17 protein-coding genes and 1 riboswitch are annotated in these 21,863 nt (G+C 65.0%); of the genes, 11 read left to right on the plus strand and 6 right to left on the minus strand.

What is annotated here, in order from left to right; all coding sequences use genetic code 11:
- Window positions 1–15 precede the first annotated feature (15 nt).
- The 3 genes from NDK18_RS15045 to NDK18_RS15055 are packed head-to-tail and all read left to right on the plus strand — an operon-like array spanning window position 16 to window position 4,276.
- Window positions 16–1,464: an efflux transporter outer membrane subunit gene (locus NDK18_RS15045; protein ID WP_250628228.1), complete on the plus strand. Its 1,449-nt coding sequence runs from the start codon at window positions 16–18 to the stop codon at window positions 1,462–1,464.
- Between the two features lie 12 nt (window positions 1,465–1,476).
- Window positions 1,477–2,685 carry an HlyD/EmrA/EmrK family protein gene (locus NDK18_RS15050; protein ID WP_250626233.1) on the plus strand — a complete coding sequence of 403 codons (1,209 nt, stop codon included), beginning with the start codon at window positions 1,477–1,479 and terminating at the stop codon, window positions 2,683–2,685.
- Window positions 2,686–2,734: 49 nt separating this feature from the next.
- On the plus strand, window positions 2,735–4,276 hold the full coding sequence (locus tag NDK18_RS15055; RefSeq protein ID WP_250626234.1) for a DHA2 family efflux MFS transporter permease subunit: 1,542 nt from the start codon (window positions 2,735–2,737) through the stop codon (window positions 4,274–4,276).
- Here NDK18_RS15055 and NDK18_RS15060 read toward each other — a convergent pair.
- Window positions 4,273–4,809: an acyloxyacyl hydrolase gene (locus NDK18_RS15060; RefSeq protein WP_250628229.1), complete on the minus strand. Its 537-nt coding sequence runs from the start codon at window positions 4,807–4,809 to the stop codon at window positions 4,273–4,275. The two genes, NDK18_RS15055 and NDK18_RS15060, sit on opposite strands and share 4 nt — an antisense overlap.
- 183 nt (window positions 4,810–4,992) lie before the next feature.
- Here NDK18_RS15060 and NDK18_RS15065 point away from each other — a divergent pair, with 183 nt between their 5' ends.
- A complete protein-coding gene (locus NDK18_RS15065; RefSeq protein ID WP_250628230.1) occupies window positions 4,993–5,589 on the plus strand; it encodes a DUF2239 family protein in 597 nt (198 codons plus the stop codon).
- A gap of 17 nt (window positions 5,590–5,606) precedes the next feature.
- Entirely contained in the window at window positions 5,607–7,034 is a 1,428-nt protein-coding gene (locus tag NDK18_RS15070) for an MATE family efflux transporter (protein ID WP_250626237.1), read from the plus strand.
- A 5-nt stretch (window positions 7,035–7,039) separates the two neighbouring features.
- Here NDK18_RS15070 and NDK18_RS15075 read toward each other — a convergent pair whose 3' ends face one another.
- From NDK18_RS15075 to NDK18_RS15095, 5 genes are all read right to left on the minus strand, one after another.
- Window positions 7,040–10,198 (minus strand): efflux RND transporter permease subunit, encoded by a 3,159-nt coding sequence (locus NDK18_RS15075; RefSeq protein ID WP_250628231.1) that lies wholly within the window; start codon window positions 10,196–10,198, stop codon window positions 7,040–7,042.
- A gap of 226 nt (window positions 10,199–10,424) precedes the next feature.
- On the minus strand, window positions 10,425–12,275 hold the full coding sequence (locus NDK18_RS15080; protein ID WP_250628232.1) for a TonB-dependent receptor domain-containing protein: 1,851 nt from the start codon (window positions 12,273–12,275) through the stop codon (window positions 10,425–10,427).
- Window positions 12,276–12,399: 124 nt separating this feature from the next.
- Window positions 12,400–12,611: riboswitch (cobalamin riboswitch) on the minus strand.
- A 21-nt stretch (window positions 12,612–12,632) separates the two neighbouring features.
- The gene (gene nagA / locus NDK18_RS15085) at window positions 12,633–13,781 is read right to left on the minus strand and encodes an N-acetylglucosamine-6-phosphate deacetylase (RefSeq protein WP_250628233.1); all 1,149 of its coding nucleotides are present in this window, start codon (window positions 13,779–13,781) and stop codon (window positions 12,633–12,635) included.
- Between the two features lie 35 nt (window positions 13,782–13,816).
- On the minus strand, window positions 13,817–14,848 hold the full coding sequence (locus tag NDK18_RS15090; RefSeq protein WP_250626241.1) for an SIS domain-containing protein: 1,032 nt from the start codon (window positions 14,846–14,848) through the stop codon (window positions 13,817–13,819).
- Window positions 14,849–14,853: 5 nt separating this feature from the next.
- Window positions 14,854–15,606, minus strand: coding sequence for a GntR family transcriptional regulator (locus tag NDK18_RS15095; protein WP_250626242.1), 753 nt, complete (start codon window positions 15,604–15,606; stop codon window positions 14,854–14,856).
- A 223-nt stretch (window positions 15,607–15,829) separates the two neighbouring features.
- Between NDK18_RS15095 and zwf the strand changes: the two genes are divergently transcribed.
- From zwf to NDK18_RS15125, 6 genes are all read left to right on the plus strand, one after another.
- Complete coding sequence (gene zwf / locus NDK18_RS15100; protein WP_250628234.1) at window positions 15,830–17,302, plus strand: glucose-6-phosphate dehydrogenase; 1,473 nt, start codon at window positions 15,830–15,832, stop codon at window positions 17,300–17,302.
- Window positions 17,303–17,323: 21 nt separating this feature from the next.
- Window positions 17,324–18,022, plus strand: a complete 699-nt coding sequence (gene pgl, locus NDK18_RS15105; protein WP_250628235.1) for a 6-phosphogluconolactonase — start codon at window positions 17,324–17,326, stop codon at window positions 18,020–18,022.
- A gap of 4 nt (window positions 18,023–18,026) precedes the next feature.
- Window positions 18,027–19,841 carry a phosphogluconate dehydratase gene (gene edd, locus NDK18_RS15110; protein ID WP_250628236.1) on the plus strand — a complete coding sequence of 605 codons (1,815 nt, stop codon included), beginning with the start codon at window positions 18,027–18,029 and terminating at the stop codon, window positions 19,839–19,841.
- Window positions 19,842–19,859: 18 nt separating this feature from the next.
- Window positions 19,860–20,501: a bifunctional 4-hydroxy-2-oxoglutarate aldolase/2-dehydro-3-deoxy-phosphogluconate aldolase gene (gene eda / locus NDK18_RS15115; RefSeq protein WP_250628237.1), complete on the plus strand. Its 642-nt coding sequence runs from the start codon at window positions 19,860–19,862 to the stop codon at window positions 20,499–20,501.
- Window positions 20,498–21,334 carry a DMT family transporter gene (locus tag NDK18_RS15120; RefSeq protein WP_250628238.1) on the plus strand — a complete coding sequence of 279 codons (837 nt, stop codon included), beginning with the start codon at window positions 20,498–20,500 and terminating at the stop codon, window positions 21,332–21,334. Before eda ends, NDK18_RS15120 begins: the two co-directional genes overlap by 4 nt.
- Window positions 21,335–21,423: 89 nt before the next feature.
- Window positions 21,424–21,861 (plus strand): hypothetical protein, encoded by a 438-nt coding sequence (locus NDK18_RS15125; protein ID WP_250628239.1) that lies wholly within the window; start codon window positions 21,424–21,426, stop codon window positions 21,859–21,861.
- The last annotated feature ends 2 nt before the right edge of the window (window positions 21,862–21,863 follow it).

Consider the following 21,863-nt stretch of genomic DNA (forward strand, 5'->3'; position numbering starts at 1 on the left):
CTTAGGCAAACACTTATGCGTCCGTACCTACTCGCGGCGTCCACTGCGCTGCTTTTGGCCCTCGTAGGCTGCGCCTCCAGCGGCGGCCTGCACCCGGAAGGCCAACTCACCGAACCCTCCTCGCTGCACGGCGAGAAAGCCCTGGCGGACATCAAGGTATCCCCGGCCGCCTGGCCCGTGACCGATTGGTGGACCAGCCTCGGCGACGACCAGCTCAGCGCCCTGATCAACGAGGGCCTGAAAGGTAATCCGGACCTGGCCACCGCCGATGCGCGTGCCCGCCAGGCCGCCGCGCAGGCCGGCGCCGCGGATGCCGCGCGCGCGCCCACCGTCAATGCCGGCGCTTCCGTTGCAGGGGCACGTTTGCCCAGCAACCTGATCCCGGCGCCGATCGGTGGAAAGTTCACCTGGACCCCTTACGGCTACGCCAGCTTCAACTGGGACCTGGACCTCTGGGGCGGCAAGCGCGCTTCATGGGAAGCGGCCCTGGGCAAAGCGCGCGCCGCCGAAGTGGATGCCAAGGCGGCCCGAATTCTCGTCAGCACCAATATCGCCCGTGCCTATGTGCAGCTGGGCTACGCCTTTGCGCAACAGGACGTGGCCAAGGCCGAGCTTGACCGCTCCACCCAGTCGCGCAAGCTCACCGGCCAGCGCGTGGCCGCCGGCGTGGACAGCCAGTTGCAGCTGAAGCAGGACGACGGTTTGGTAGCCAGCGCGCAGCAGCAGGTGGCAGTGGCCGACCACGCGGTGGAAACGGCGCGTACGCAGTTGGCGATGCTGCTGGGCCAGGGCCCGGATCGCGGCCTGTCGATCGAACGCCCGCATCCGCTCAATGCCCTGGCCATCGAGGCACCGGACAATCTGCCCGCCGACCTCGTGGGCCGTCGCGCCGATCTGATCGCCGCACGCTGGCGCGTGGAAGCCGCCAGCCACGGCATCACGGCTGCGAAAGCGGAATTCATGCCCAACGTGACGCTTGGCGCGATGGCGGGCCTGGCCAGCGGCGGCGCCAAGAACCTCTTCAGCGCGCAGTCGCTGTTCTACGAAGTGGCACCGGCGATCAGCCTGCCGATCTTCGACGGTGGCCGTCGCCGCGCGAACCTGGCCGACGTCGATGCCGAGTACGACATCGCCGTGGCCCAGTACAACAAGGTGCTGGTGGAAGCCTTCAACGGCATCGCCGACGACCTCACCGGCTTAGGCTCGCTCGATACCCAGATCGCGGCTGAGCAGCGTGCGATGGATGCGGCAAGCCAGGCCTACGACCTTGCCCAGCAACGCTACAAAGCTGGTGTCGGCAGCTACCTGGAAGCACTGACCGTGCGCCAGCAATTGCTGGTGGCCCAGCAGCGCATGGCAGCCCTGGTGGCCCAGCGCGTTGATCTTTCCGTCCAACTTATCCAGGCCCTCGGTGGCGGCTTCAACGTCGCGCCCACCGACATGCCCAACCACGATCAATCCTAAGGCCGCACGACGATGACCACTGAAACCTCCGCCACACCCGGCGCCGTCGGCGCCACGCCTCCGAAAAGCCGCCGCGGCTTTTTCCTTCGCCTGCTGCTGATCGTGCTGGTGCTGGCCGCGATCGCTTTCGGGCTTTGGTATTACTTCGATGGCCGCTGGTACGAAGACACCGACGATGCCTACGTCAACGGCAACGTGGTGCAGATCACCCCGCAGATCGCCGGTACGGTGACCTCCATCGGTGCCGACGACGGCGACCTGGTGCACCAGGGCGACGTGCTGGTGAAGCTCGATCCCTCCGATGCGGACGTACAGCTGGCCGGCGCCCGCGCCGACCTTGCCAACACGGTACGCAAGGTGCGCGGCCTGTACAACAACGTCAACAGCGCCAAGTCCGATATGGCCGTGCGCCAGACCGCGGTGGACCGCGCCCGCGCCGACTTCAACCGTCGCCGTGACCTCGCCAAGTCCGGTGCGATCAGCGCCGAGGAACTTTCGCACGCGCAGGACACGCTGATCTCCGCTGAGAGCGCGCTGAACTCGGCCAACCAGGCGTACAACACCAGCCGCGTGCTGGTGGACGACACGGTGGTGTCGTCGCACCCCGACGTGCAGGCGGCTTCCGCCCGCTTCCGCTCGACGTACCTGGCGGACGTGCGCACCACCCTGCGCGCCCCGGTGGATGGCTACATCGCCAAGCGCGGTGTGCAGGTAGGCCAGCGCGTGCAGCCGGGCGCGGCGCTGATGGCCGTGGTGCCGCTGCACCAGGTGTGGATCGACGCCAACTTCAAGGAAACCCAGCTCGGCAAGATGCGCATCGGCCAGCCGGTGAAGATCAAGGCTGATACCTACGGCGGTTCGGTGAGCTACACGGGCGTGGTGAAGAGCCTGGGCGTGGGTAGCGGCAGTGCGTTCTCGCTGCTGCCGGCGCAGAACGCCACCGGCAACTGGATCAAGATCGTCCAGCGCATCCCGGTGCGCGTGGTGTTCACCAAGCCTGAAGAGCTCGACCAGCATCCGCTGCGCCTGGGCCTGTCGACCGTGGTCACCGTCACGCTGCACGATCAGAACGGCCCGCTGCTGGCGCAGAAGGCGCCGACCGAGCCTGCCTTCAGCACCGACATCTACGACAAGCAGATGGTCAAGGCGAACGAGGAGATCGAGAAGATCATCCACGAGAACGTCGCCACCAGCGACGATCAGACGACGAAGGTGAAGTGAGCCCGTCGCCATTCGCTGCGTCCAATCCACTTAAGTCCTGAAGATACCCATGTCAGCCCAGCCTGCCGCAAAACCGTTCGCTCCGCCGAACCTCGTGCTCTCGACCATCGGCTTGTCGCTGGCGACGTTCATGCAGGTGCTCGACACCACGATCGCCAACGTGTCGTTGCCGACGATCGCGGGCAACCTGGGTGTGAGTTCGAACCAGAGCACGTGGGTGATTACCTCGTTCGCGGTAAGTAATGCGATCGCCCTGCCCCTCACCGGCTTCCTTACCCGACGTTTTGGCGAAACGAAGCTGTTCGTCTGGGCCACGTTGCTGTTCTCCGCGGCATCGTTCCTGTGCGGCATCGCGCAGAGCATGAGCATGCTGATCCTGTTCCGCGCCATCCAGGGCGCGGTGGCGGGCCCGATGTACCCGATCACGCAGAGCCTGTTGATATCGATCTATCCACCGGCCAAACGCGGCATGGCGCTGGCCTTGCTGGCGATGGTGACGGTGGTGGCGCCCATTGCGGGCCCGATCCTGGGTGGCTACATCACCGACAACTATTCCTGGCCGTGGATCTTCTTCATCAACGTGCCGATCGGCATCTTCGCCAGCTTCGTGGTGGCGGGACAGATGAAGGGACGTCCGGAGCGCACCGAAAAGCCGAAGGTGGACTACGTCGGCCTGATCACCCTGATCATCGGTGTGGGCGCACTGCAGGTGGTGCTGGACAAGGGCAACGACGAGGACTGGTTCAACTCCCCCTTCATCGTGATCACCGCCATCGTCGCCGCCATCGGCATCGCGGTGTTCTTGATCTGGGAGCTCACCGACAAGGACCCGATCGTCAACCTGAAGCTGTTCCGTCATCGCAACTTCGCCGCCGGCACGCTGGCGCTGGTGTTGGCCTATGCGGCGTTCTTCGCCATCGGTCTGCTGGTGCCGCAGTGGCTGCAGCGTAATGTCGGCTATACATCGACATGGGCGGGTTTCGCCAGCGCGCCGCTGGGCATATTGCCGGTGATATTGACGCCGTTCGTGGGGCGCTATGCGCACAAGGTGGACTTGCGCATCCTGGCCGCGATCGCCTTCATCATCATGGGCGGCACGTGTTTCTTGAGGTCGGAGTTCTACCTGGAGATCGACTTCTACCACGTGGCCATGGTGCAGCTGATCCAGGGCTTAGGCGTAGCGTTGTTCTTCATGCCGGTGCTGAGCATCCTGCTGTCGGACCTCAAGCCCAACGAGATTGCCGCGGGCTCGGGCCTTGCCACCTTCCTGCGTACGCTCGGCGGCAGCTTCGCCGCCTCCATCACCACCTTCATGTGGGAGCACCGGGCGATCGTGCACCACGAGCAGCTGGCCGAGAACATCACTCCCTTCAGCCAGGTCTCCCAGCAGGCCCTGACGCAGTACGGCGGCGGCGACCCGCAGACGGCGGCGGCGGTGGTCAACGGCATCATCACCCAGCAGAGTTTCCAGATCTCGTTCAACGAGGTCTTTCATGCCTTAGGGTGGGTGTTCGCGATCCTGGTGTTCGTGGTGTTCCTGGCCAAGCCGCCGTTCACGGCGAAGGCTGGCGCGGCGGCGTCAGGACACTAGAAGTCGAAGCCCAGGCCCACCAGCGCCATCGTCTCGCCGCGGTTGGGCTCCCTGAAGCCGCCATTGGAAATATGGCGGATCTGCAGGCTCAGGAATTTCCACTGCCAGCCCAGCGTGCTGATGAATTCATAGCCGCTGGACAACGCCTGCGTGCTTCCGCTCTGGGCGGCCACCTGGAAGCTGAAGAAGAAGGGGTGGTACCAGTCGCCAACCTGGCCATAGTGCAGCCGGGTACCGGCGCCGAGCAGCTTCACATTGTCCTTGGTGCCTGGATGGGAGTCCTGGTAACGGCGGACACCCTGGCCTTCACGGCCTTCGATATAACCGAACGAAACATCCGGCGCCCAGGTCCAACGGCTCTGGCCGATGGGGGCTTCGGCGAAGATCGACTCGATGAAGTACGCATTGGTGGGATGGGAGTCCATGTAGCTGCGGCCACCCTGGATCTCAATGCGTTGCGCGCTGGCGGAAATACTTGCAAAACCCAACACCGCGGCGGCCACCAGGCCCCGCGTCGCGCGCTTCAAGTGCATGGTTGTAATCTCATTCCTACTTAAATGAACTGTATGGTTCTCTAATTACTGTAAATGCTCCGTGAACCTGAACGTAGGAAAACGCACAGTGCGCGTTAACGGCAATTCACCCGGAATTTATTGAATTTTGATTTTACCCGGTGGAAAATTACCCGTACGAAAGCCATGCGAGGGTAAGCCACCATGATTGCCAGCCTCACTGCATTCCAGGACTCCCGCCGCATTGCCCATGGCAGTGCTACCGAAGTGATTTCCGCCTGCAAGGCCGTGCTGTCGAAGGAGCCGCAGGCCTCGATCGTGTTGTTCGACGATGCAACCGGCCGACAGGTCGATCCGGACTGGCGCGGCAGCGTCGCACAGACGGTCTCCAGCGTGATGCCACAGGCGGCCTCCAACGATGGGCCCGTCGACGCCCCACCCCTTCGTCGCGGACCAGGACGTCCCCGCCTGGGCGTAGTGGCTCGCGAAGTCACGCTGTTACCGAGGCATTGGGAATGGCTGGCCACTCAATCGGGGGGCGCCTCGGTGACCCTGCGCAAATTGGTGGAAAATGCCATGCGCACGAACCCCGGCGAAGGCGACGCGCGCCAGGCCGAGGACGCAGCGTATCGCTTCATGCAGGCCATGGCCGGCGACCTTCCCAATTACGAGGAGGCGCTGCGTGCGTTCTATCGCAAGGACGACATCGGGTTTGCCCGGAACATTCAGGGCTGGCCGCGGGATATCCGTGAGCACGCGCAAACACTGGTGGAACGCGCCCGCCAGGCCAAGACCAACTAACTAAAAGCAAGGTACCGATGCCGCCCTCGTCCCGTTCCCACCTCCTTACCGAGGGCCCCATCGGTCGCACCCTGCTCGCCTTCGCCTTGCCGACGCTGGGCGTGAACGTGCTGCAGTCCCTCAATGGTTCCATCAACTCCGTCTGGGTAGGCAGGTACCTGGGTGAGGCGGCGCTCACCGCCACCACCAACGCCAACCTGATCATGTTCTTCCTGCTGGGCGTGGTGTTCGGCATCGGCATGGCCACCACCATCCTGGTCGGCCAGAGTGTTGGCGCGCGGGATATCGAGCAGGCCCGCCGCGTGGTGGGCACGGGCGCGGCGTTCTTCGTCGGGATCTCGGTGCTGGCTTCGGTGCTGGGCTATGTCGCCACCCCAATGCTTCTTCGCATCATGGGCACGCCGCCCGATGCGCAGCCCTTCGCCATTGCCTACCTGCGCATCATCTTCGTCGCGTTGCCGGCGATGTATTTCTACACCTTCCTGATGATGACCTTGCGCGGTGCCGGGGATTCGAAGACGCCTTTCTATTTCATGCTGGTATCGGTGGGGCTGGACATCGCCCTGAATCCGCTGTTGATCTTCGGCCTGGGGCCGGTGCCGGCCATGGGCATTGCAGGTTCGGCGATGGCCACGCTTATCGCACAGACCGTCGCCCTGGCGGGCCTGCTTGGGTGGCTCTATCGCAGCAAGCATTTCCTCGCCTTCGGGCGCCACGAACTGCACTACCTGCGGCCGGATCTCACCATCCTGCGCGCGCTGGTGGCCAAGGGCTTGCCGATGGGCCTGCAGATGGTGGTGATCACATCTTCTGCGCTGGTGATGATTTCCCTGGTGAACGCGCATGGATCACAGACCGCTGCCGCCTATGGCGCGGGGGCGCAGCTTTGGACCTATATCCAGATGCCGGCCCTCGCCATCGGCGCGGCGGTCTCGTCGATGGTCGCGCAGAATGTCGGTGCCAAGCGCTGGGATCGTGTGAGCCGCATTGCCGTGATGGGCATTACGTTCAACGTGATGCTTAGCGGCACCCTGGTATTGCTGGTGTACCTGTTCAACCAGGGAGCACTGCGGCTGTTCCTGCATGGGGACAGCGCCGCGGTGATGATTGGCCAGCACATCAACGCCATCGTGGTGTGGTCGTTCCTGTTCTTCGGCATCACGTTTGTCTTGTTCGGCGTAGTGCGCGCTACGGGCGCCGTGTACGCGCCGCTGTTGATCCTTACCCTGGGGTTATGGCTGGTGCGCTATCCGTTCGCGCTTTTGTTAAGCCCGAAGTGGGGCGCCGACGCCATATGGTGGAGCTTCCCATTGGGCTCGCTGGTGTCGGTGCTGGCGGCCATCGCGTATTACCGCTACGGCGGATGGCGCCAGGCCCGCATGCTCGGCAATGCACCGCCGGTGGCGCAGCCGCCGACCACGGCGCTGGCCACACCGGCGGAGTAGGGTGGCTAGCTCTGCGTGACCGCCTGCAGGCGACGGCGTGCCCGGCGTGCGTCCCGGCGTTCGCGCCGCGCCGCCTTCAGTAGCTTGCGATCGTGGTTGAACAGGTAGATCGCGGGGGTCGACAGCAAGGTAAGCAGCTGCGACACCAGCAGGCCGCCGACAATGGCGATACCCAGCGGCTGGCGCATCTCCGAACCCACGCCTATGCCTACGGCCAGCGGCAGCGCCGCGCCCATCGCCACCAGGGTGGTCATGGTGATGGGCCTGAAGCGCACCAGCGCGGCCTCGCGGATGGCATCGACCGGTGACAGCCCTCGTTCGCGTTGCGCGGTGAGCGCGAAGTCCACCATCAGGATGGCGTTCTTCTTCACGATGCCGATCAACAGCAGCACCGCGATGATCGCCATCAGGGTGAGCTGGGTTTGCGTGACCAGCATGGCCAGGAACGCACCGGCACCGGCGGCGGGCAGGGTGGAAATGATGGTGAGCGGGTGGCCAAGGCTTTCGTAGAGGATGCCCAGCACGATGTACATGGCAAGGATCGACGCCAGCATCAGCGTGCCTGAATTGGACTGAAGATCCTTCAGGCGCTTGTTCTCGCCGTTGAACTCCATGTGTATGCCTGGCGGCAGGCCGGCCGCGCGCACGATGGACTCGGACAGTGACTTGCCGGTTTGCTGGCTGGTGCCCGTTTCCAGGTTGTAGGTGATCTCCGCAGCTTCGAGCTGATCCTGGTGGGACACCGCGGCGGGCGTGGTGGTGGCCTCGATCTTCGCCACGGTGGACAGCGGCAACAGCTTGCCGTCCAGCGTGTGCACATAGGTATTGAGCAGCGCCGACGGGCTAAGTGTCTGCGCGGCGGCGGCCGTCAACACCACCCAGTACTGGTTGATGTCGGAATAGATAATCGACACCTGGCGCTGGCCGAAGGCGTTGTACAGCGAGGTATCGATCTCGCCCATGGTGATCTTCAGGCGCCCGGCCGTTTCGCGGTCAACCTTCACCAGCTGCTGCTTGCCGGTCTGGTCCTGGTCGCTGCCGACGTCCTTGAATGGCTTGGTCGTGCGCATCTTCTGCACCACGCGCAGCACCCAGGGCTGCAGCGGGGTGCCGTCGTTGGATATCAGCTGGAACGAATACTGGCCACCGTTGCCGCTGCCACCACCGCCTCCAAGCAGCTGCATGCGGCGCATCTGTACCTGCACGCCGGGAATTTTCTCGTATTGCTTGCCCACGCGATCCATCACCACCTGGATCTTGTCCTTGCGCTCACCCGGGCCACTGCCCGGCGGCTTCAGGTCGACGAAAACCGAACCCTGGTTGCCCACCGCACCGTTCTGGTTATTGCTGCCCAGCACGGTGGTGACGTCGAGCACGGCAGGGTCGTCCTGCATGATCTGGGCGAGCGCTTTCATCCGCTCGGCCAGCACCAGCGGCGACACGTTGGCATCGATGGTGATGCTTCCCTGAAGCATCCCGGTATCTTCCTCGGGCATGAAACCGCCACCGGCAGTCTGCACCACCGCAAAACCCAGGCCGACCGTAGCCAGCAACAGCAGGAAGGGCTGCCAGCGCATGATACGGCGGTGGCGCATGGCCCAATCCAGCCCGCGGGCATAGATGCGCTGGAAGCCGGCGTCGAAACGCTCCAGGGCAAGCTCGACCCGGCCAGGCTTGCGATCGCGATCGAGCTTGAGGTAACGGGCGCACAGCGCCGGTGTAAGGGTGAGCGAGATAACGGCGGAAATAAGAATGGCCGCCGCCAATGTCACTGAAAACTCGCGCAGCAGCACCACCAACAGGTTGTTGCCGAACAGCAGCGGCGCGAACACCGCCACCAGCGACAGGGTGATGGATATCACCGTGAAGCCGATCTCGCGCGTGCCTTCCATCGAGGCCGTCATCGCGTCGGAGCCGTTTTCCATGTGGCGAACGATGTTCTCGATCACCACGATGGCATCGTCGACCACGAAGCCGATGCACAGCACCAGCGCCATCAGCGACAACGTGTTCAGCGTATAGCCCAGTGCCCACATCGTGACGAAGGCGCCGGACAGGCTCAGCGGCACGCTAAGCGAAGCGATCAAGGTGGGACCCAGCCGGCGCAGGAACACCAGCATCACCAGGATCACCATGACGATGGAGATCAGCAGGGCGATCTTCACCTCATGCAGGGCGCTTTGCGTAGTCTGGGTGAGATCGAAGATCGGGGTGACCTGCACATCCGCCGGTAGCCACTGCTTGAACTTCGGGATCTCGTCGCGGATGGACTGGGCCGTTTCGATCGAGTTCGCGTTGGCGCGCTTGCTGATCTGCATGGTCACGGCGCGGCGGCCCTGGAACCACGCGGCCTGGTACTCGTCCTGCTGGCCACCGGTGATCTTTGCCACGTCCGCCAGCCGGATCGGGGTCTGGTTCTTGGTGGCGATGATCAGCTTGGAAAAGTCTTCCGCTGTCTGCAGGCCATCATTGGCCAATACCGTCATCTGCGAACGACCGTCGGTAAGCGTTCCCTGGGGTGAGCTGACGTTCGCGGCGCGCAGCGCCTGGGAAACATCGTTGGCCGACAGCCCCTGGGAGGCGAGGGCGGCCGTATCCAGCTCCACCCGCACCGCGTGCGCGGTACCGCCGAAGATCTGCACGCGGGCAACGCCGGGCAGCTGGGCGATCGCGGGCGACAGCAGGGTGTCGGTGATGTCGTAGAGCTTGTCGGGCGGCAGCGAGGTGGATGTCAGTGACACCAGCAGCACGGGGATCTGCGAGGTATCGAACTTGAAATAGTTGGGCGGGGCCGGCATGCCGGGGGGAAGATCCACCGCCGCGGCATTGAGCGCGGCCTGCACGTCGCGCGCGGCTTTATCGGCAGTCCGGTCCATGGTGAAACGCACCTGCACGAAGCACGAGCCCTCGGTGCACTGCGAGACCATTTCCTCGATACCCGGGATCTGGCCCAGATGGCGTTCGAGCGGCGCGGCCACGGTGGTGGCCATCACCTGCGCGCTGGCTCCCGGCATCTGGGCAAACGCCACCACGCCGGGAAACTCCAGCGAGGGCAGGGCGGCCACGCCCAGCAGGATGTACGCGACGATGCCGCACAGGACTAATCCCAAGGCAAGTAGCGACGTGCCCACGGGCCGACGGATGAATGGCGCGAATATGTTCACAAACCTCCCGGGCGGTCGCCTCTCCTGGCGAACCGCGTTGCACGCGTCGTTTCCTTGACCGTTTCCGCGCGCCTTAGTTTAACGGGCAGGCGGGGTATCGTGCCGCCACGTTAGGCGCGGACGATGACGAACGCGTGTGCAGGAAGTATGTCCGTGCCGAAAGGCAGGGGCGGCGGCATGTGTCGGCCTCCACCGCCCCTTCATCGTTTCAAACGATGCAAATCGTTCAGCGAGCCGGCGAATAGCGCAATGTCAGGTAGTACGTGCGGCCGAGCTGGTTGAAGTAACGGGAGGTTTCGTAGGTCCGGTCGGCCAGGTTGGCGACCCGCGCCTGGATGCTCCAGGCAGGGCGGAACGTCCAGCTGGCGCGGACATCGGCCGTGGTGTAACCGCCCAGGCGCGCGGAATTGGCAGCGTCGTCGTAGCTGTAGCCGGCGCTGTAAACCGAGCCGCCCACGCTGAAGTCGCCAAGGTCGCGGTCAAGGTCTACGCGGCCCATGCGACGCGGACGCCGTGCCAGCAGGTTGCCGTCGGTGCCGTCATCGGCCTGGCTGATCGGCTGTTGCACCGTGGCCGAGGCACGCAGGTGCCAGCCATCCACATCCGCGCCCAACTGGCCTTCGACGCCGCGCAGGCGGGCGCGTGCCACGTTGATCGGTACGAAGAACTCGTCGTAGCCGATGAGGTTGGTGAGCTTGGTCTGGTAGGCATTCACCGCCCAGTTCCACGCGCCAGGCCGCGCCGACAGGCCGATCTCGTAGCTGCGGCCGGATTCAGGCTTCAGGTTCGGGTTGCCGCTGCCGAACGGATAGTAGAGATCGTTGAAGGTGGGTGCGTGGAACGACGACGCCCACGAAGCCGACAGCACCATCTGGTTGTCGAAGTGGTAGCCGTAGGCGATGCCGCCGGTGTTGTGGTTGCCGAACTGCTCGTTGTGGTCGTGGCGGCCGGAAAGCTGAATCTCATTGGCGTCGAAACGGCCCTGGTACAGGGCGAACACGCCGGTGTTGTTGCGGCTGTCGGCAAGGTAGCCGGTGTCGCTGTCCAAACGTTCCTGGCTGTAGTCCACGCCGGCGGACAACGACTGGCCCGGGGCCAGCGTGAAATCGTTCTGCCAGCTGGCCTGGTTCCGCTTCGAATAGCCGAAGCCGATGCGCGGACCGAAGGCGTAGTTGTCGGCACGATCCTGGTTCTGGCCCACGGCCACGTTCATGTTCCAGATGTCGGTTACCGGGAAGGCGAGGCTGCCGCCCACCACCTGCTGCGAGCGGCGGGTGAAGTTGCCGAAGTCGCCGTCGTATTCGATGTCGCCCTTGCTGCGCAGGAAGCTGCCGGTCAGCACTACGTTGTTGTCCCAGCGGTAACCGCCGGAAAGTGCTGCGTTATAGGTGCGGTAGCCATCTTTGTCGGGCTGGTCGGCGAAGCAGCCGGCGAAGGCTTCGGCGGCGCCGACCTTGCAGGCGTTGATGCCGCGCGTGTACTGGCCGCCGAGGCTGGCGTTGTACCAGCCATGGTCGGTGCCGCCGGAAATGCCCGCCTGGCCGTCGACCAGGCTGTGGCTGCCCGCGGTGAGCGCCAGCGAGGGTGTCGGCGCTTCACCGGCTTCGCCATGGCGGGTGAAGATCTGCAGCACGCCGCCGATGGCGTCGGCACCATAAAGGCTCGAACGCGGGCCGCGGACGAACTCGATATGGTCAATCTGTTCCACCGGAATCTGCTCGAAGGCCGGTAGCCCCGCAGCGACGGTGCCTACGCGGACGCCGTCGATCAACACCAGGGTGTGCGAGGAGTTGGTGCCGCGCACGAACATCGAGGTCTGTTGGCCCAGGCCGCCGGCATTGGCGAAATTCACGCCAGGCAGGCCGGTAAGCAGGTCCTGCACCGATTGCGGCTGCAGGCGGTCGATGTCCTGGCGGGTGATTACCGTCACCGGTGCCAGCGTGTCGTCGATCGGGGTGGCGGTGCGGGTGGCGGTCACCACCACCGTTTGCATGGTTTGCGGTTGCGTTTCGTCCGCGGCGTGGGCGGCGGTGGCGGTGGCGGCGAGCAATGCCGCGGCGAGCAGGGTCTTCTTCATGAGGTTGTGCGGGTCCCGGGGTTCGAACGGACCGGCGGCACGAAGGAAGGAATAGAACGAGGTCGCGCACGGGCGCGGGCCAGGTCCGGCTTCGCCCTCCGCGAGCCACCAGCAGCTTCAATCCGCTTGCGCGGATATCCGGGCCGGTCTCCGGGCTGGCGAACGTCGGGACCATCGATCCCGAGGGGAACGGCACCTTCCCGCACTTATCATGCAGTGGCGTCTTGCCGTTCCTTGCGTCGCTTACCGTTGCGGGGGCAGCGCCGGATTCTCACCGGCTTCCCGTTTCATCCCTTGGGTGAACACCCTCAGGACACCTGGACGGGGCGCATGGTAGCAGGTTCCCCTGTGCGCCGATTACTCGCAGCGCTGGCAGGCGCCGGCGATCCAGGTCTCATAGACGGAATAGTCTTCGTTCAGGGCAACGAGGTCGGCGCGGTAGCCAGCGGTGACCTTGCCGAAGATCTTTTCCAGGCCCAGGAACGCGGCGGGGTAGGTGGAAGCCATGCGCGCGGCCTCGGCCAGCGGCACGCCCACCATTTCCACGGTGTTGCGCACCGCCGTGGCCATATCCAGGGCTGAACCGGCCAGCACACCGCTTGCCGTCTGGCACACGCCATCGCGGGCGGTGATCTTTTCACCGTTCAGGACGAACGACGGATCGGACGCGCCCACCGGTGGCATGGCGTCGGTCACCAGGAACATCTTCTGCCGCGGCTTGGCGGCAATCGCCACGCGCAGGGTGGCCGGGTGCACATGATGGCCGTCCACGATCAGGCCGCACCAGCTGTGCGGGTCTTCCAGCGCCGCGCCCACCACGCCGGGTTCGCGGCTGGTGAACGGGGTCATGGCGTTGAAGAGGTGGGTGAAGCCACGCACGCCATTGCGCAGGGCATCGCGCATGGTTTCGTAGTCGGACGCCGTGTGGCCGGCGGCCACGGTGACACCAGCCTCGGTGAGCTGGCGCAAGGTGTCGATGCTGGCGCGTTCAGGTGCCAGGGTAAGCAGGGTGACGCCGTTGTGCTTGCCGGCCAGCATCGCGATGTCGTCCATGTCGACCGTGCGGAATTTCGCCGGGTTGTGCACGCCCTTGCGCTCGGGCGCCAGGAACGGACCTTCCAGATGGATGCCGAGCACACCCGGCACGCCCTCTTCGATTGCCGCGTTCACCGCCTCGATGGCCCGGCGCATCACGTCCACGTCGTCGCTTATCAATGTAGGAAGGAAGCCCGTGGTGCCGAAGCGACGATGCGCGGCACCGATGGTGCGGATGGTTTCCACCGTGGGCGCATCGTTGAACAGCACGCCGCCGCCGCCGTTCACCTGGCAATCGATGAAGCCCGGCAACAGCACGCGGCCTTCCAGATCGTGGCGCTCGGCGGCGCGCACGCGCGGGTCGGACGGCAGGGCCAGCCCGGCGATGACATCGCCTTCCAGCAGCACGGCGAAACCGCCCTGCAGGCCGTGATCGGTAAGGACGCGTCCGTTGACGAGTGCGGTGGTCATGAGGATCTCTCTCTTCGATTCGATGGGCCGGACCGTTAGACGGTCTCGGTCACTTTGTTGAGGTGCGGCGGCACATCGGGGTTCAGCCCGCGGCGCAGCGACAGCGCATTGGCTGCGCGATAGAAGCTCTGGATGGTCAGGACCGGCGCGGTAAGCGCATTGGAACCGGCCAGGGGCAACGCGCCTTCACCCGTTGCACCCGGTGCGGCCACCCAGACACGGGCGCCGCGGTTGCGGAATTCGCTGGCCACGGCCAGCGTGCTGGCGAGCGTTTCATCATCCTGGGCAAAGAACAGCACCGGGAATTCCGGGCCCACCAGGGCCATCGGTCCGTGCTTGACCTCCGCCGCGCTGAACGCCTCCGCGTGCAGGGCGCAGGTTTCCTTGAATTTCAGCGCCGCTTCCAGCGCGATGGCAAAACCGTAGCCACGGCCCACCACGAAGAAGTTGCGCGCATCCACCAGGCCGTCCACCAGGCTCGACCAGTCGGCGTCCCAACCCTGGCGCAGCTGTGCGGGCAGGGCACGAAGTGCGGCATCGAGTTCTTCGTCCTCGCTCCAGCGGGCCACCAGGTGCAAGGTGGCCACCAGCGCCGCGATGTAGCTCTTGGTGGCGGCGACGCTCTTTTCCGGGCCAGCGCGCAACGGGATCACCACTTCCGCAGCAGCGGCCAGCGGGGAGTCTTCCACGTTCACCAGCGCCACCACGATGGCGCCGGCGGCACGCGCGGCCTCGGCATTGCGGACCAGGTCCGGGCTACGACCCGATTGCGAGATAGCCAGGTACAGCGCGCCTTCCAGCCGCTGCGGGGCGTTGTAGATCGACGTCACCGACGGCGAAGCGGACGCGGTAACAATGCCCAGCTGGGTTTCCAGCACGTACTTCGCGTACATCGCGGCATGGTCGGAGCTGCCGCGGGCGCAAGTGATGGCCATGTTCGGCGAGTGCTGGCGCAGGCGGGCGGCAAGCGCGGACACCACCGCTTCGTTCTGCGCAAGCTGGCGCTCCACCACCTCGGCGGCCTCGTGCGCTTCGCGGAACATCAGGGTGCTGCTGGGATCGGTCATGGGTCTTATTCGCTCTGCAATTCGGCGACGAAGTCGTAGATGTCGCCGCGGTACCAGGAACAGGTGAATTCGACGACGCGGCCGTCGTCGAGGAAGCTGCGGCGCTCGATGTTCAGGCCCGCGCTGCCGGTGGGAAGCCGCAGCAGGCGCGCCTGGGCGGCACCAAAGACCACCGCGCGCAGGCGCTGCAGGGCGCGGCGCGGACGGTGGCCGAAGGTGTCGAGCGCTTCGTAAAGGGAATCGACCACCACGGACGGATCGGGCAGCAGGGCCAGCGGCACGGCGCTGCGTTCGATCGCCAGCGGTTCGTCGCCGGCATAACGAAGCCGGTGCAGGCGGACCACCTGGGCGCCCGGCGAGAGGTTCATCGCCATGGCTTCCTCGGGGGTGACCTCGCCAATACTGCGTTCGAAGAATTCCGAGCGCGGGTTCAGCCCGCGGGCGCGGAGGTCTTCAGTGAAGCTGGTCATCCGCGACAGCGGCTTGACGATGCGCTCGGCGATGAAGGTACCGGCGCCATGGCGCTGGGTGAGCAGCCCGTCTTCCACCAGGCCGCCGATCGCCTTGCGCACGGTGACGCGCGAAAGCGCCAGGGCCTTGGCCAAGTCGCGTTCGCTGGGCAGGGCGTGGCCCGCCTCCATCACGCCCTGGTCGATGACATTGCGGATGGCGTGGCGCAGGCGCAGGTAGGCCAGCGGCTGCCGGCTTTCGGCAGCGCTGTACAGGCGGTTGTATTCGCTGACCAGGGCGCTTTCCATAGGCGGGAAGATACCAATGCCGGACCAGTGCGGCAAGCCTGAACTCAGGGACTTGGGCTGAAGGCACGATATAAACGGTCGTTTGACCCAAGAAAACGATTACAGATCGTTCCAAATGAAACTATTTCGCGATTCCTGCCTGGCAGCACCGGCCCACTGGAAACCCGTGGTATGGCACTGGTATGATCGCTGACACCCAATTCCCCTAGCTTCGAGGTGTGCCGTGTCCGTTGCTTCCTTGCCCGTCGAGCCCTTCGACCTGGTGATCTTCGGAGGTACCGGCGACCTTGCGATCCGCAAGTTGCTGCCCGCGCTCTACCACCGCTACATCGACGGCCAGATCCGTCCGGAAAGCCGCATCGTGGGCGTGGCCCGCGAGGCGCTGGACGACAACGGCTACCGCGCCCAGGTGCGCGCGGCGGTTGAAGCCGCGGTGGATCATGTCGTGCCGGCCACGCTGGATTCGTTCCTGACCATGGTCGGCTATCGCCCGCTCGACGCCCGCAAGGCCGATGGCTGGGACGACTTCGCCGCCATGCTGGGCGCCCAGCCCGATCACGTGCGGGTGTTCTACCTCTCCACCTCGCCGGAGCTGTTCGTCGATATCTGCGAGCGCCTGGGCGGCTATGGCCTGAACGGCGACAACGCCCGCGTGGTGCTGGAAAAGCCCATCGGCCGCGACCTTGCCAGCGCCAACGTCATCAACGATGCCGTGGGCCGCTTCTTCACCGAGTCGCAGATCTATCGCATCGATCATTACCTGGGCAAGGAAACGGTGCAGAACCTGCTGGCGCTGCGTTTCGGCAACGCCCTGTTCGAGCCGCTGTGGAATTCAGCCCACATCGACCATGTGCAGATCACCGTGGCCGAAACCCTTGGCGTGGGCCGTCGCGGCTCGTACTACGACCGTGCCGGAGCGCTGCGCGACATGGTGCAGAATCACATCCTGCAGCTGCTTTGCATGGTGGCGATGGAGCCGCCGGCTTCGCTTGCGCCCGACGCCGTGCGCGACGAAAAGCTCAAAGTGCTGCGCTCGCTGCGCCCCATCAACGATTCCAATGCCGCCCAGTTCACCGTGCGAGGCCAGTACCGCGCCGGCGCCGCCGATGGCCAGGGCGTGCCGGGTTACCTTGAAGAACTCGGCGAAAAAGAGTCGCGTACCGAAACCTTCGTCGCCCTCAAGGCGGAGATCGGTAACTGGCGCTGGGCCGGCGTGCCGTTCTACCTGCGAACCGGCAAGCGCCTGCCGTCGCGGGTCTCTGAAATCGTGGTGACCTTCCGCGCCCTGCCGCATTCGATCTTCGATGCGTCGTCCGGTCCGCTGCTGCCTAACCGCCTGACCGTGCGCCTGCAGCCGGATGAGGGCGTGAAGCTGTGGCTCACCATCAAGCATCCGGGCCCTGGCGGCCTGCGCCTGCGCCACGTGCCGCTGGACATGACCTTCGCCAGTGCCTTCGGCGTGCAGCAGCCCGATGCCTACGAGCGCCTGCTGCTGGATGTAGTCCGCGGCAATCCCACGCTATTCATGCGCCGAGACGAAGTGGAAGCTGCATGGAAGTGGGCCGGCCCCATCCTCGAGGCCTGGGAAGCGAGTGGCGATACGCCCAAGGCGTATACCGCCGGCACCTGGGGCCCCAGCGCCGCCGTGGCGCTGATCGAGCGCGACGGCCGTAACTGGACCGAAGACGCGCCGTAACAAGAAGAACCGGAGAGCCGCATGAGCAAGCCAACCGTCCACGTGCACGAATTCACCGACCGCCTCACCCTGGCCGACAAACTGGCCCACAAGGTGGAGGCCCTGCTGAAGAAGGGCATCGCCGCGCGCGGGCATGCGGTGATCGCCGTTTCCGGCGGGACCACGCCGAAGGCGTTCTTCGCGGTGCTTGCGCGCGCGCAGGTGGATTGGTCGAAGGTCACCGTTACTTTGGTAGACGAACGCTGGGTACCGGAAACCAGCGATCGGTCCAACGCCGCCCTGTTGCGCAACTTTCTTCTGAAACAGAACGCCGAAGCCGCTACCTTCCTGCCGTTGTACAACGGCGCGAAAGACCCCGACGCGGGCTCGGTGGAACTGTCCAAGGCCATCGGCGCGCTACCCACGCCGTTCGACGTGGTGGTGTTGGGCATGGGTCCCGACGGCCACACCGCATCGTTCTTCCCTGGTGGAAATCATCTGGCGCAGGCGCTGGATCTGAAGGGCAAGGAGCCGGTGATTTCCATGACGGCCAAAGGCGCCGAAGAACCACGCATCACCCTGACCCTGCCGCGGATCCTCGACACCGAAGCGCTGTTCCTGCACTTCGAGGGCGATGACAAGCGCAAAGTATTCGACGAAGCGCGCGACGGTGGCGACTATCCCATCGCCGCCGTGCTTTCGCAGTCGAAGACCCCGGTCGACGTTTACTGGAGCCCGTAACACCATGAGTCTTCACCCGACGGTCGCGGCCGTCACTGCACGGCTTGTCGAGCGCAGCCGCCCGGGTCGCGATGCCTACCTATCGCGCGTGGACGCTGCCAAAGGCGACGGCACGCAGCGGCGCCATCTTTCCTGCGGCAACCTTGCCCACGGCTTCGCCGCCTGCGGCCCGGAAGACAAGGCCGCGCTGCGCGACGGCCCCGCGGCGAACATCGCCATCATCAATTCCTATAACGACATGCTCTCGGCCCACCAGCCGTACGAGCGCTATCCCTACCTGATCCGACATCTGGCTCGCGAGCATGGCGCCACGGCGCAGGTGGCCGGCGGCGTGCCGGCGATGTGCGACGGTGTCACCCAGGGCCAGCCCGGCATGGAGATGTCGCTGTTCTCGCGCGACCTGATCGCCATGGCCACCGCGGTGTCGCTATCGCACGACATGTTCGACGGCGCCATGTACCTGGGGATCTGCGACAAGATCGTGCCGGGCCTGCTGATCGGCGCGTTGAGTTTCGGCCAGCTGCCGGCGATCTTCATCCCGTCGGGCCCGATGCCCAGCGGTATCTCCAACGAAGAAAAATCCAAGGTGCGCCAGGCCTACGCCGAAGGCAAGGCGAATCGCGCGGAATTGCTCGAAGCCGAAGCGCGTTCGTATCACTCGGCCGGCACCTGCACCTTCTACGGCACGGCCAACTCCAACCAGATGCTGATGGAGATCATGGGCCTGCACCTGCCAGGTTCCAGCTTCGTGCTGCCGGACACGCCGCTGCGCGATGCGCTTACCGCGGAAGCGGTCAAGCGCATGCTGCAGATCACCGTGCTGGGTAGTGAATACACGCCGGTCGGCCGCATGATCGACGAGCGATCGATCGTCAATGGCGTGATCGGCCTGCACGCCACCGGCGGTTCCACCAACCACCTGCTGCACCTGGTGGCCATCGCGCGCGCCGCGGGCATCGACTTACGCTGGGACGACTTCGACGCGCTTTCTGGCGTGATTCCACTGCTGGCGCGCGTGTACCCTAATGGCTACGCCGACGTGAATCACTTCCACGATGCCGGCGGCATGACCTTCCTGATCGACCAGTTGCTAGACGCCGGCCTGCTGCACGGCGATGTGCGCACGGTGGCGGGGCAGGGCATGGATGCGTATCGCCAGGTGCCGGGCATCGACGCGCATGGCAATCTTGAATATCGCCCTGTGTCGAAGGAAAGCGGCAACCGTGGCGTGTTGCGCGCGGCGTCCGAACCTTTCCGCGCCGATGGCGGCCTGCGCATGCTCTCGGGCAATGTCGGCAAGGCGGTGATCAAGATTTCCTCGGTACCTGAAGACCGCATGGTGATCGAAGCCCCGGCCGTGGTGTTCGACCACCAGAACGACATCAAGGCCGCCTTCGAACGCGGCGAGTTGAATCGCGATTTCATTGCCGTGGTTCGCTTCCAGGGTCCGCGCGCCAACGGCATGCCGGAGCTGCACAAGCTCACGCCCACGTTAAGCGTGTTGCAGGACCGCGGCCATCGCGTGGCCTTGCTTACCGACGGCCGCATGTCTGGTGCGTCCGGCCGGGTGCCGGCGGCGATCCACGTGACACCGGAAGCCGAAGCCGGCGGCCCGATCGGCAAGATCCGCGACGGCGACATGGTGCGCCTGGATGCCCATGCCGGCACGGTCCAGGTGCTGGTGGCCGAGGATGAATGGTCGCAACGCGTATGCGCCACGGCCGACCTTGCCGGCAACCAGTTCGGCATGGGGCGCGAGCTCTTCGCCATCTTCCGCAATGCTGCCAACACCGCCGATGCCGGTGCCGGCGTCTTCTAATACAGACACAGGTTTCCCATGAGTAACGATGCCAAGCAGCAACTCGTCGAGCGCACCCTGCGCCTGGCGCCTGTGGTCCCGGTGGTGATCATCGACGATGCCGCTGCCGCCGTGGGCATGGCTCGTGCGCTGGTGGCCGGCGGTATTCCTGCTATCGAGGTCACCTTGCGCACGCCTGCAGCGCTCGACGCCGTGCGCGCGATCGCGGCGGAAGTAGAGGGCGCCGTGGTGGGTGTCGGTACGGTGCTTACCGCGAAAGATCTGGAAAACGCCTTCAAGGCTGGCGCGAAGTTCGCCGTGTCGCCGGGCAGTGCGCCGCGTTTGCTTGATGCCGCCGACGATTCGGAACTGGCGTTGCTTCCGGGTGCGGCCACCTCCAGCGAGGCCATGGAATTGCTCGAGCGCGGTTACCGTTTCCAAAAATTCTTCCCGGCAGTACCGGCAGGCGGCCCCAAGTTGATCGGCGCGTGGGCCAGCCCGTTGCCGCAGATCACCTTTTGCCCCACGGGCGGGATCAGCCTCTCGAACGCGAAGGATTTCCTGGTGCTTCCGAACGTCGCCTGCGTGGGCGGTTCGTGGCTTACGCCGGCCAATCTGCTGCAGACGCGCGACTTCGCCGCCATCGAGGCATTGGCTCGCGAGGCGGCGTCACTGCGTTGATCTGGATCATCTTAAGCGTCTGCTGCAGCGTGCTTGTATCGGTGCTGCTGCGATTGGCCCGTGGCTGGAGCGTGGATGCCAAGCAGGCGATCGCCTTCAATTACCTATCTGCGGGTTTGCTCACCTGGTTGTTGCTCAGGCCCGCGATGCCATCGGTGCAGCAGCCGGCATCGGTGTATGTCGCCTTCGTCGGCCTTGGCGTGCTGTTGCCCGCGGTGTTCGTGGCGTTGGCGCGCTCGGTGACCACGGCTGGCATCGTGCGTAGCGAGATCGCCCAGCGCCTATCGTTGGTGGTGTCGCTCACCGCTGCAGCCGTGTTGTTCGGTGACGTGCCGACGGCGGCCAAGGCTGGCGGCATGGCATTGGGATTGATCGCCGTGGTGCTGGCGATCGCCGGGCGCCGTGATGGCAGCCCGCGCGGTGCATCGCATTGGCCGTGGCTGGTGTTCGTGGGCTTCGGCGTGATCGACGTGCTGCTGAAGTTCGTGGCGCAGAGCGGTACCTCGTTTCCGGCGGTGCTGCTGTCGGCGTTCGTGCTGGCGCTGATGTTGTCGCTCATTGCCTTGCTGGCGAGCCAGACCACCTTCACTTTGCGCAATTTCGGCGCGGGCCTGGTGCTGGGCGCGGCCAACTTCGCCAACATCTACTGCTACATCCGCGGTCACCAGGCGCTGGCAGCGCATCCCTCGTTGGTGTTCTCGACCGTCAATATCGGGGTGGTGGTGCTTGGCGCGCTGGTGGGTATCGTCGCGTTTGGCGAGCGGCCGGGGCCCATGCGTATGACAGGGTTGGCGCTCGCCCTGGTCGCCATCGTGGCGATCAGCCTGGCCTGATAGCACTTTCGAAGCCCAATGGCGTAGGGCTAACCCTGGCGACCGGGTGCCGCAGGCACTCTCCTGCGACGAAGGGCTCAAGAGAGCGTATGGTGGGGGTCTACGTCCCAAAAATTGGGCAGGTCATTCCTGTGGCTGGTCTAGAGAGTGATCGCATCGTTGAGGCGCTCGGACGGCGGGCAGGCAAAGAACCCGGCGTTGCCGATGTCGCCCAAGCCATCGTTTCCATCTGGAACGAGATCGACACCAGCCTGGGCCCCATCCTCGGGTCGAGGGGCGTCGCTATGCTTTACAAACGGAGCCTGATCCTCACCGGCGCGGCCCATGAATGGCTACCCCGCGTGACCGAGGCTCTGCCCACGGCACTGGATCTGGCTCCGCTGGAAGCCGCATTGATGCAGCAAGGCAACACGGTCGCCCTCCATGGCGGCAGCGCACTTTTTCGCACGTTCTACGAGCTGCTATCGAGCTTGGTCGGCCCCTCGTTGACGGAGCGACTGCTCCGTCCGATCTGGGACAACAGCTAAAC

The sequence above is a fragment of the Pinirhizobacter soli genome (genome assembly GCF_015905305.1).
Taxonomy (GTDB): domain Bacteria; phylum Pseudomonadota; class Gammaproteobacteria; order Xanthomonadales; family Rhodanobacteraceae; genus Pinirhizobacter; species Pinirhizobacter soli.

Bases quoted from the DNA above. Each gene is read 5' to 3' on its own strand.
- NDK18_RS15045 (WP_250628228.1), top strand. From the start codon at position 16: ATGCGTCCGTACCTACTCGCGGCGTCCACTGCGCTGCTTTTGGCCCTC.
- NDK18_RS15050 (WP_250626233.1), top strand. From the start codon at position 1,477: ATGACCACTGAAACCTCCGCCACACCCGGCGCCGTCGGCGCCACGCCT.
- NDK18_RS15055 (WP_250626234.1), top strand. From the start codon at position 2,735: ATGTCAGCCCAGCCTGCCGCAAAACCGTTCGCTCCGCCGAACCTCGTG.
- NDK18_RS15060 (WP_250628229.1), bottom strand. From the start codon at position 4,809: ATGCACTTGAAGCGCGCGACGCGGGGCCTGGTGGCCGCCGCGGTGTTG.
- NDK18_RS15065 (WP_250628230.1), top strand. From the start codon at position 4,993: ATGATTGCCAGCCTCACTGCATTCCAGGACTCCCGCCGCATTGCCCAT.
- NDK18_RS15070 (WP_250626237.1), top strand. From the start codon at position 5,607: ATGCCGCCCTCGTCCCGTTCCCACCTCCTTACCGAGGGCCCCATCGGT.
- NDK18_RS15080 (WP_250628232.1), bottom strand. From the start codon at position 12,275: ATGAAGAAGACCCTGCTCGCCGCGGCATTGCTCGCCGCCACCGCCACC.
- nagA (WP_250628233.1), bottom strand. From the start codon at position 13,781: ATGACCACCGCACTCGTCAACGGACGCGTCCTTACCGATCACGGCCTG.
- NDK18_RS15090 (WP_250626241.1), bottom strand. From the start codon at position 14,848: ATGACCGATCCCAGCAGCACCCTGATGTTCCGCGAAGCGCACGAGGCC.
- NDK18_RS15095 (WP_250626242.1), bottom strand. From the start codon at position 15,606: ATGGAAAGCGCCCTGGTCAGCGAATACAACCGCCTGTACAGCGCTGCC.
- pgl (WP_250628235.1), top strand. From the start codon at position 17,324: ATGAGCAAGCCAACCGTCCACGTGCACGAATTCACCGACCGCCTCACC.
- edd (WP_250628236.1), top strand. From the start codon at position 18,027: ATGAGTCTTCACCCGACGGTCGCGGCCGTCACTGCACGGCTTGTCGAG.
- eda (WP_250628237.1), top strand. From the start codon at position 19,860: ATGAGTAACGATGCCAAGCAGCAACTCGTCGAGCGCACCCTGCGCCTG.
- NDK18_RS15125 (WP_250628239.1), top strand. From the start codon at position 21,424: ATGGTGGGGGTCTACGTCCCAAAAATTGGGCAGGTCATTCCTGTGGCT.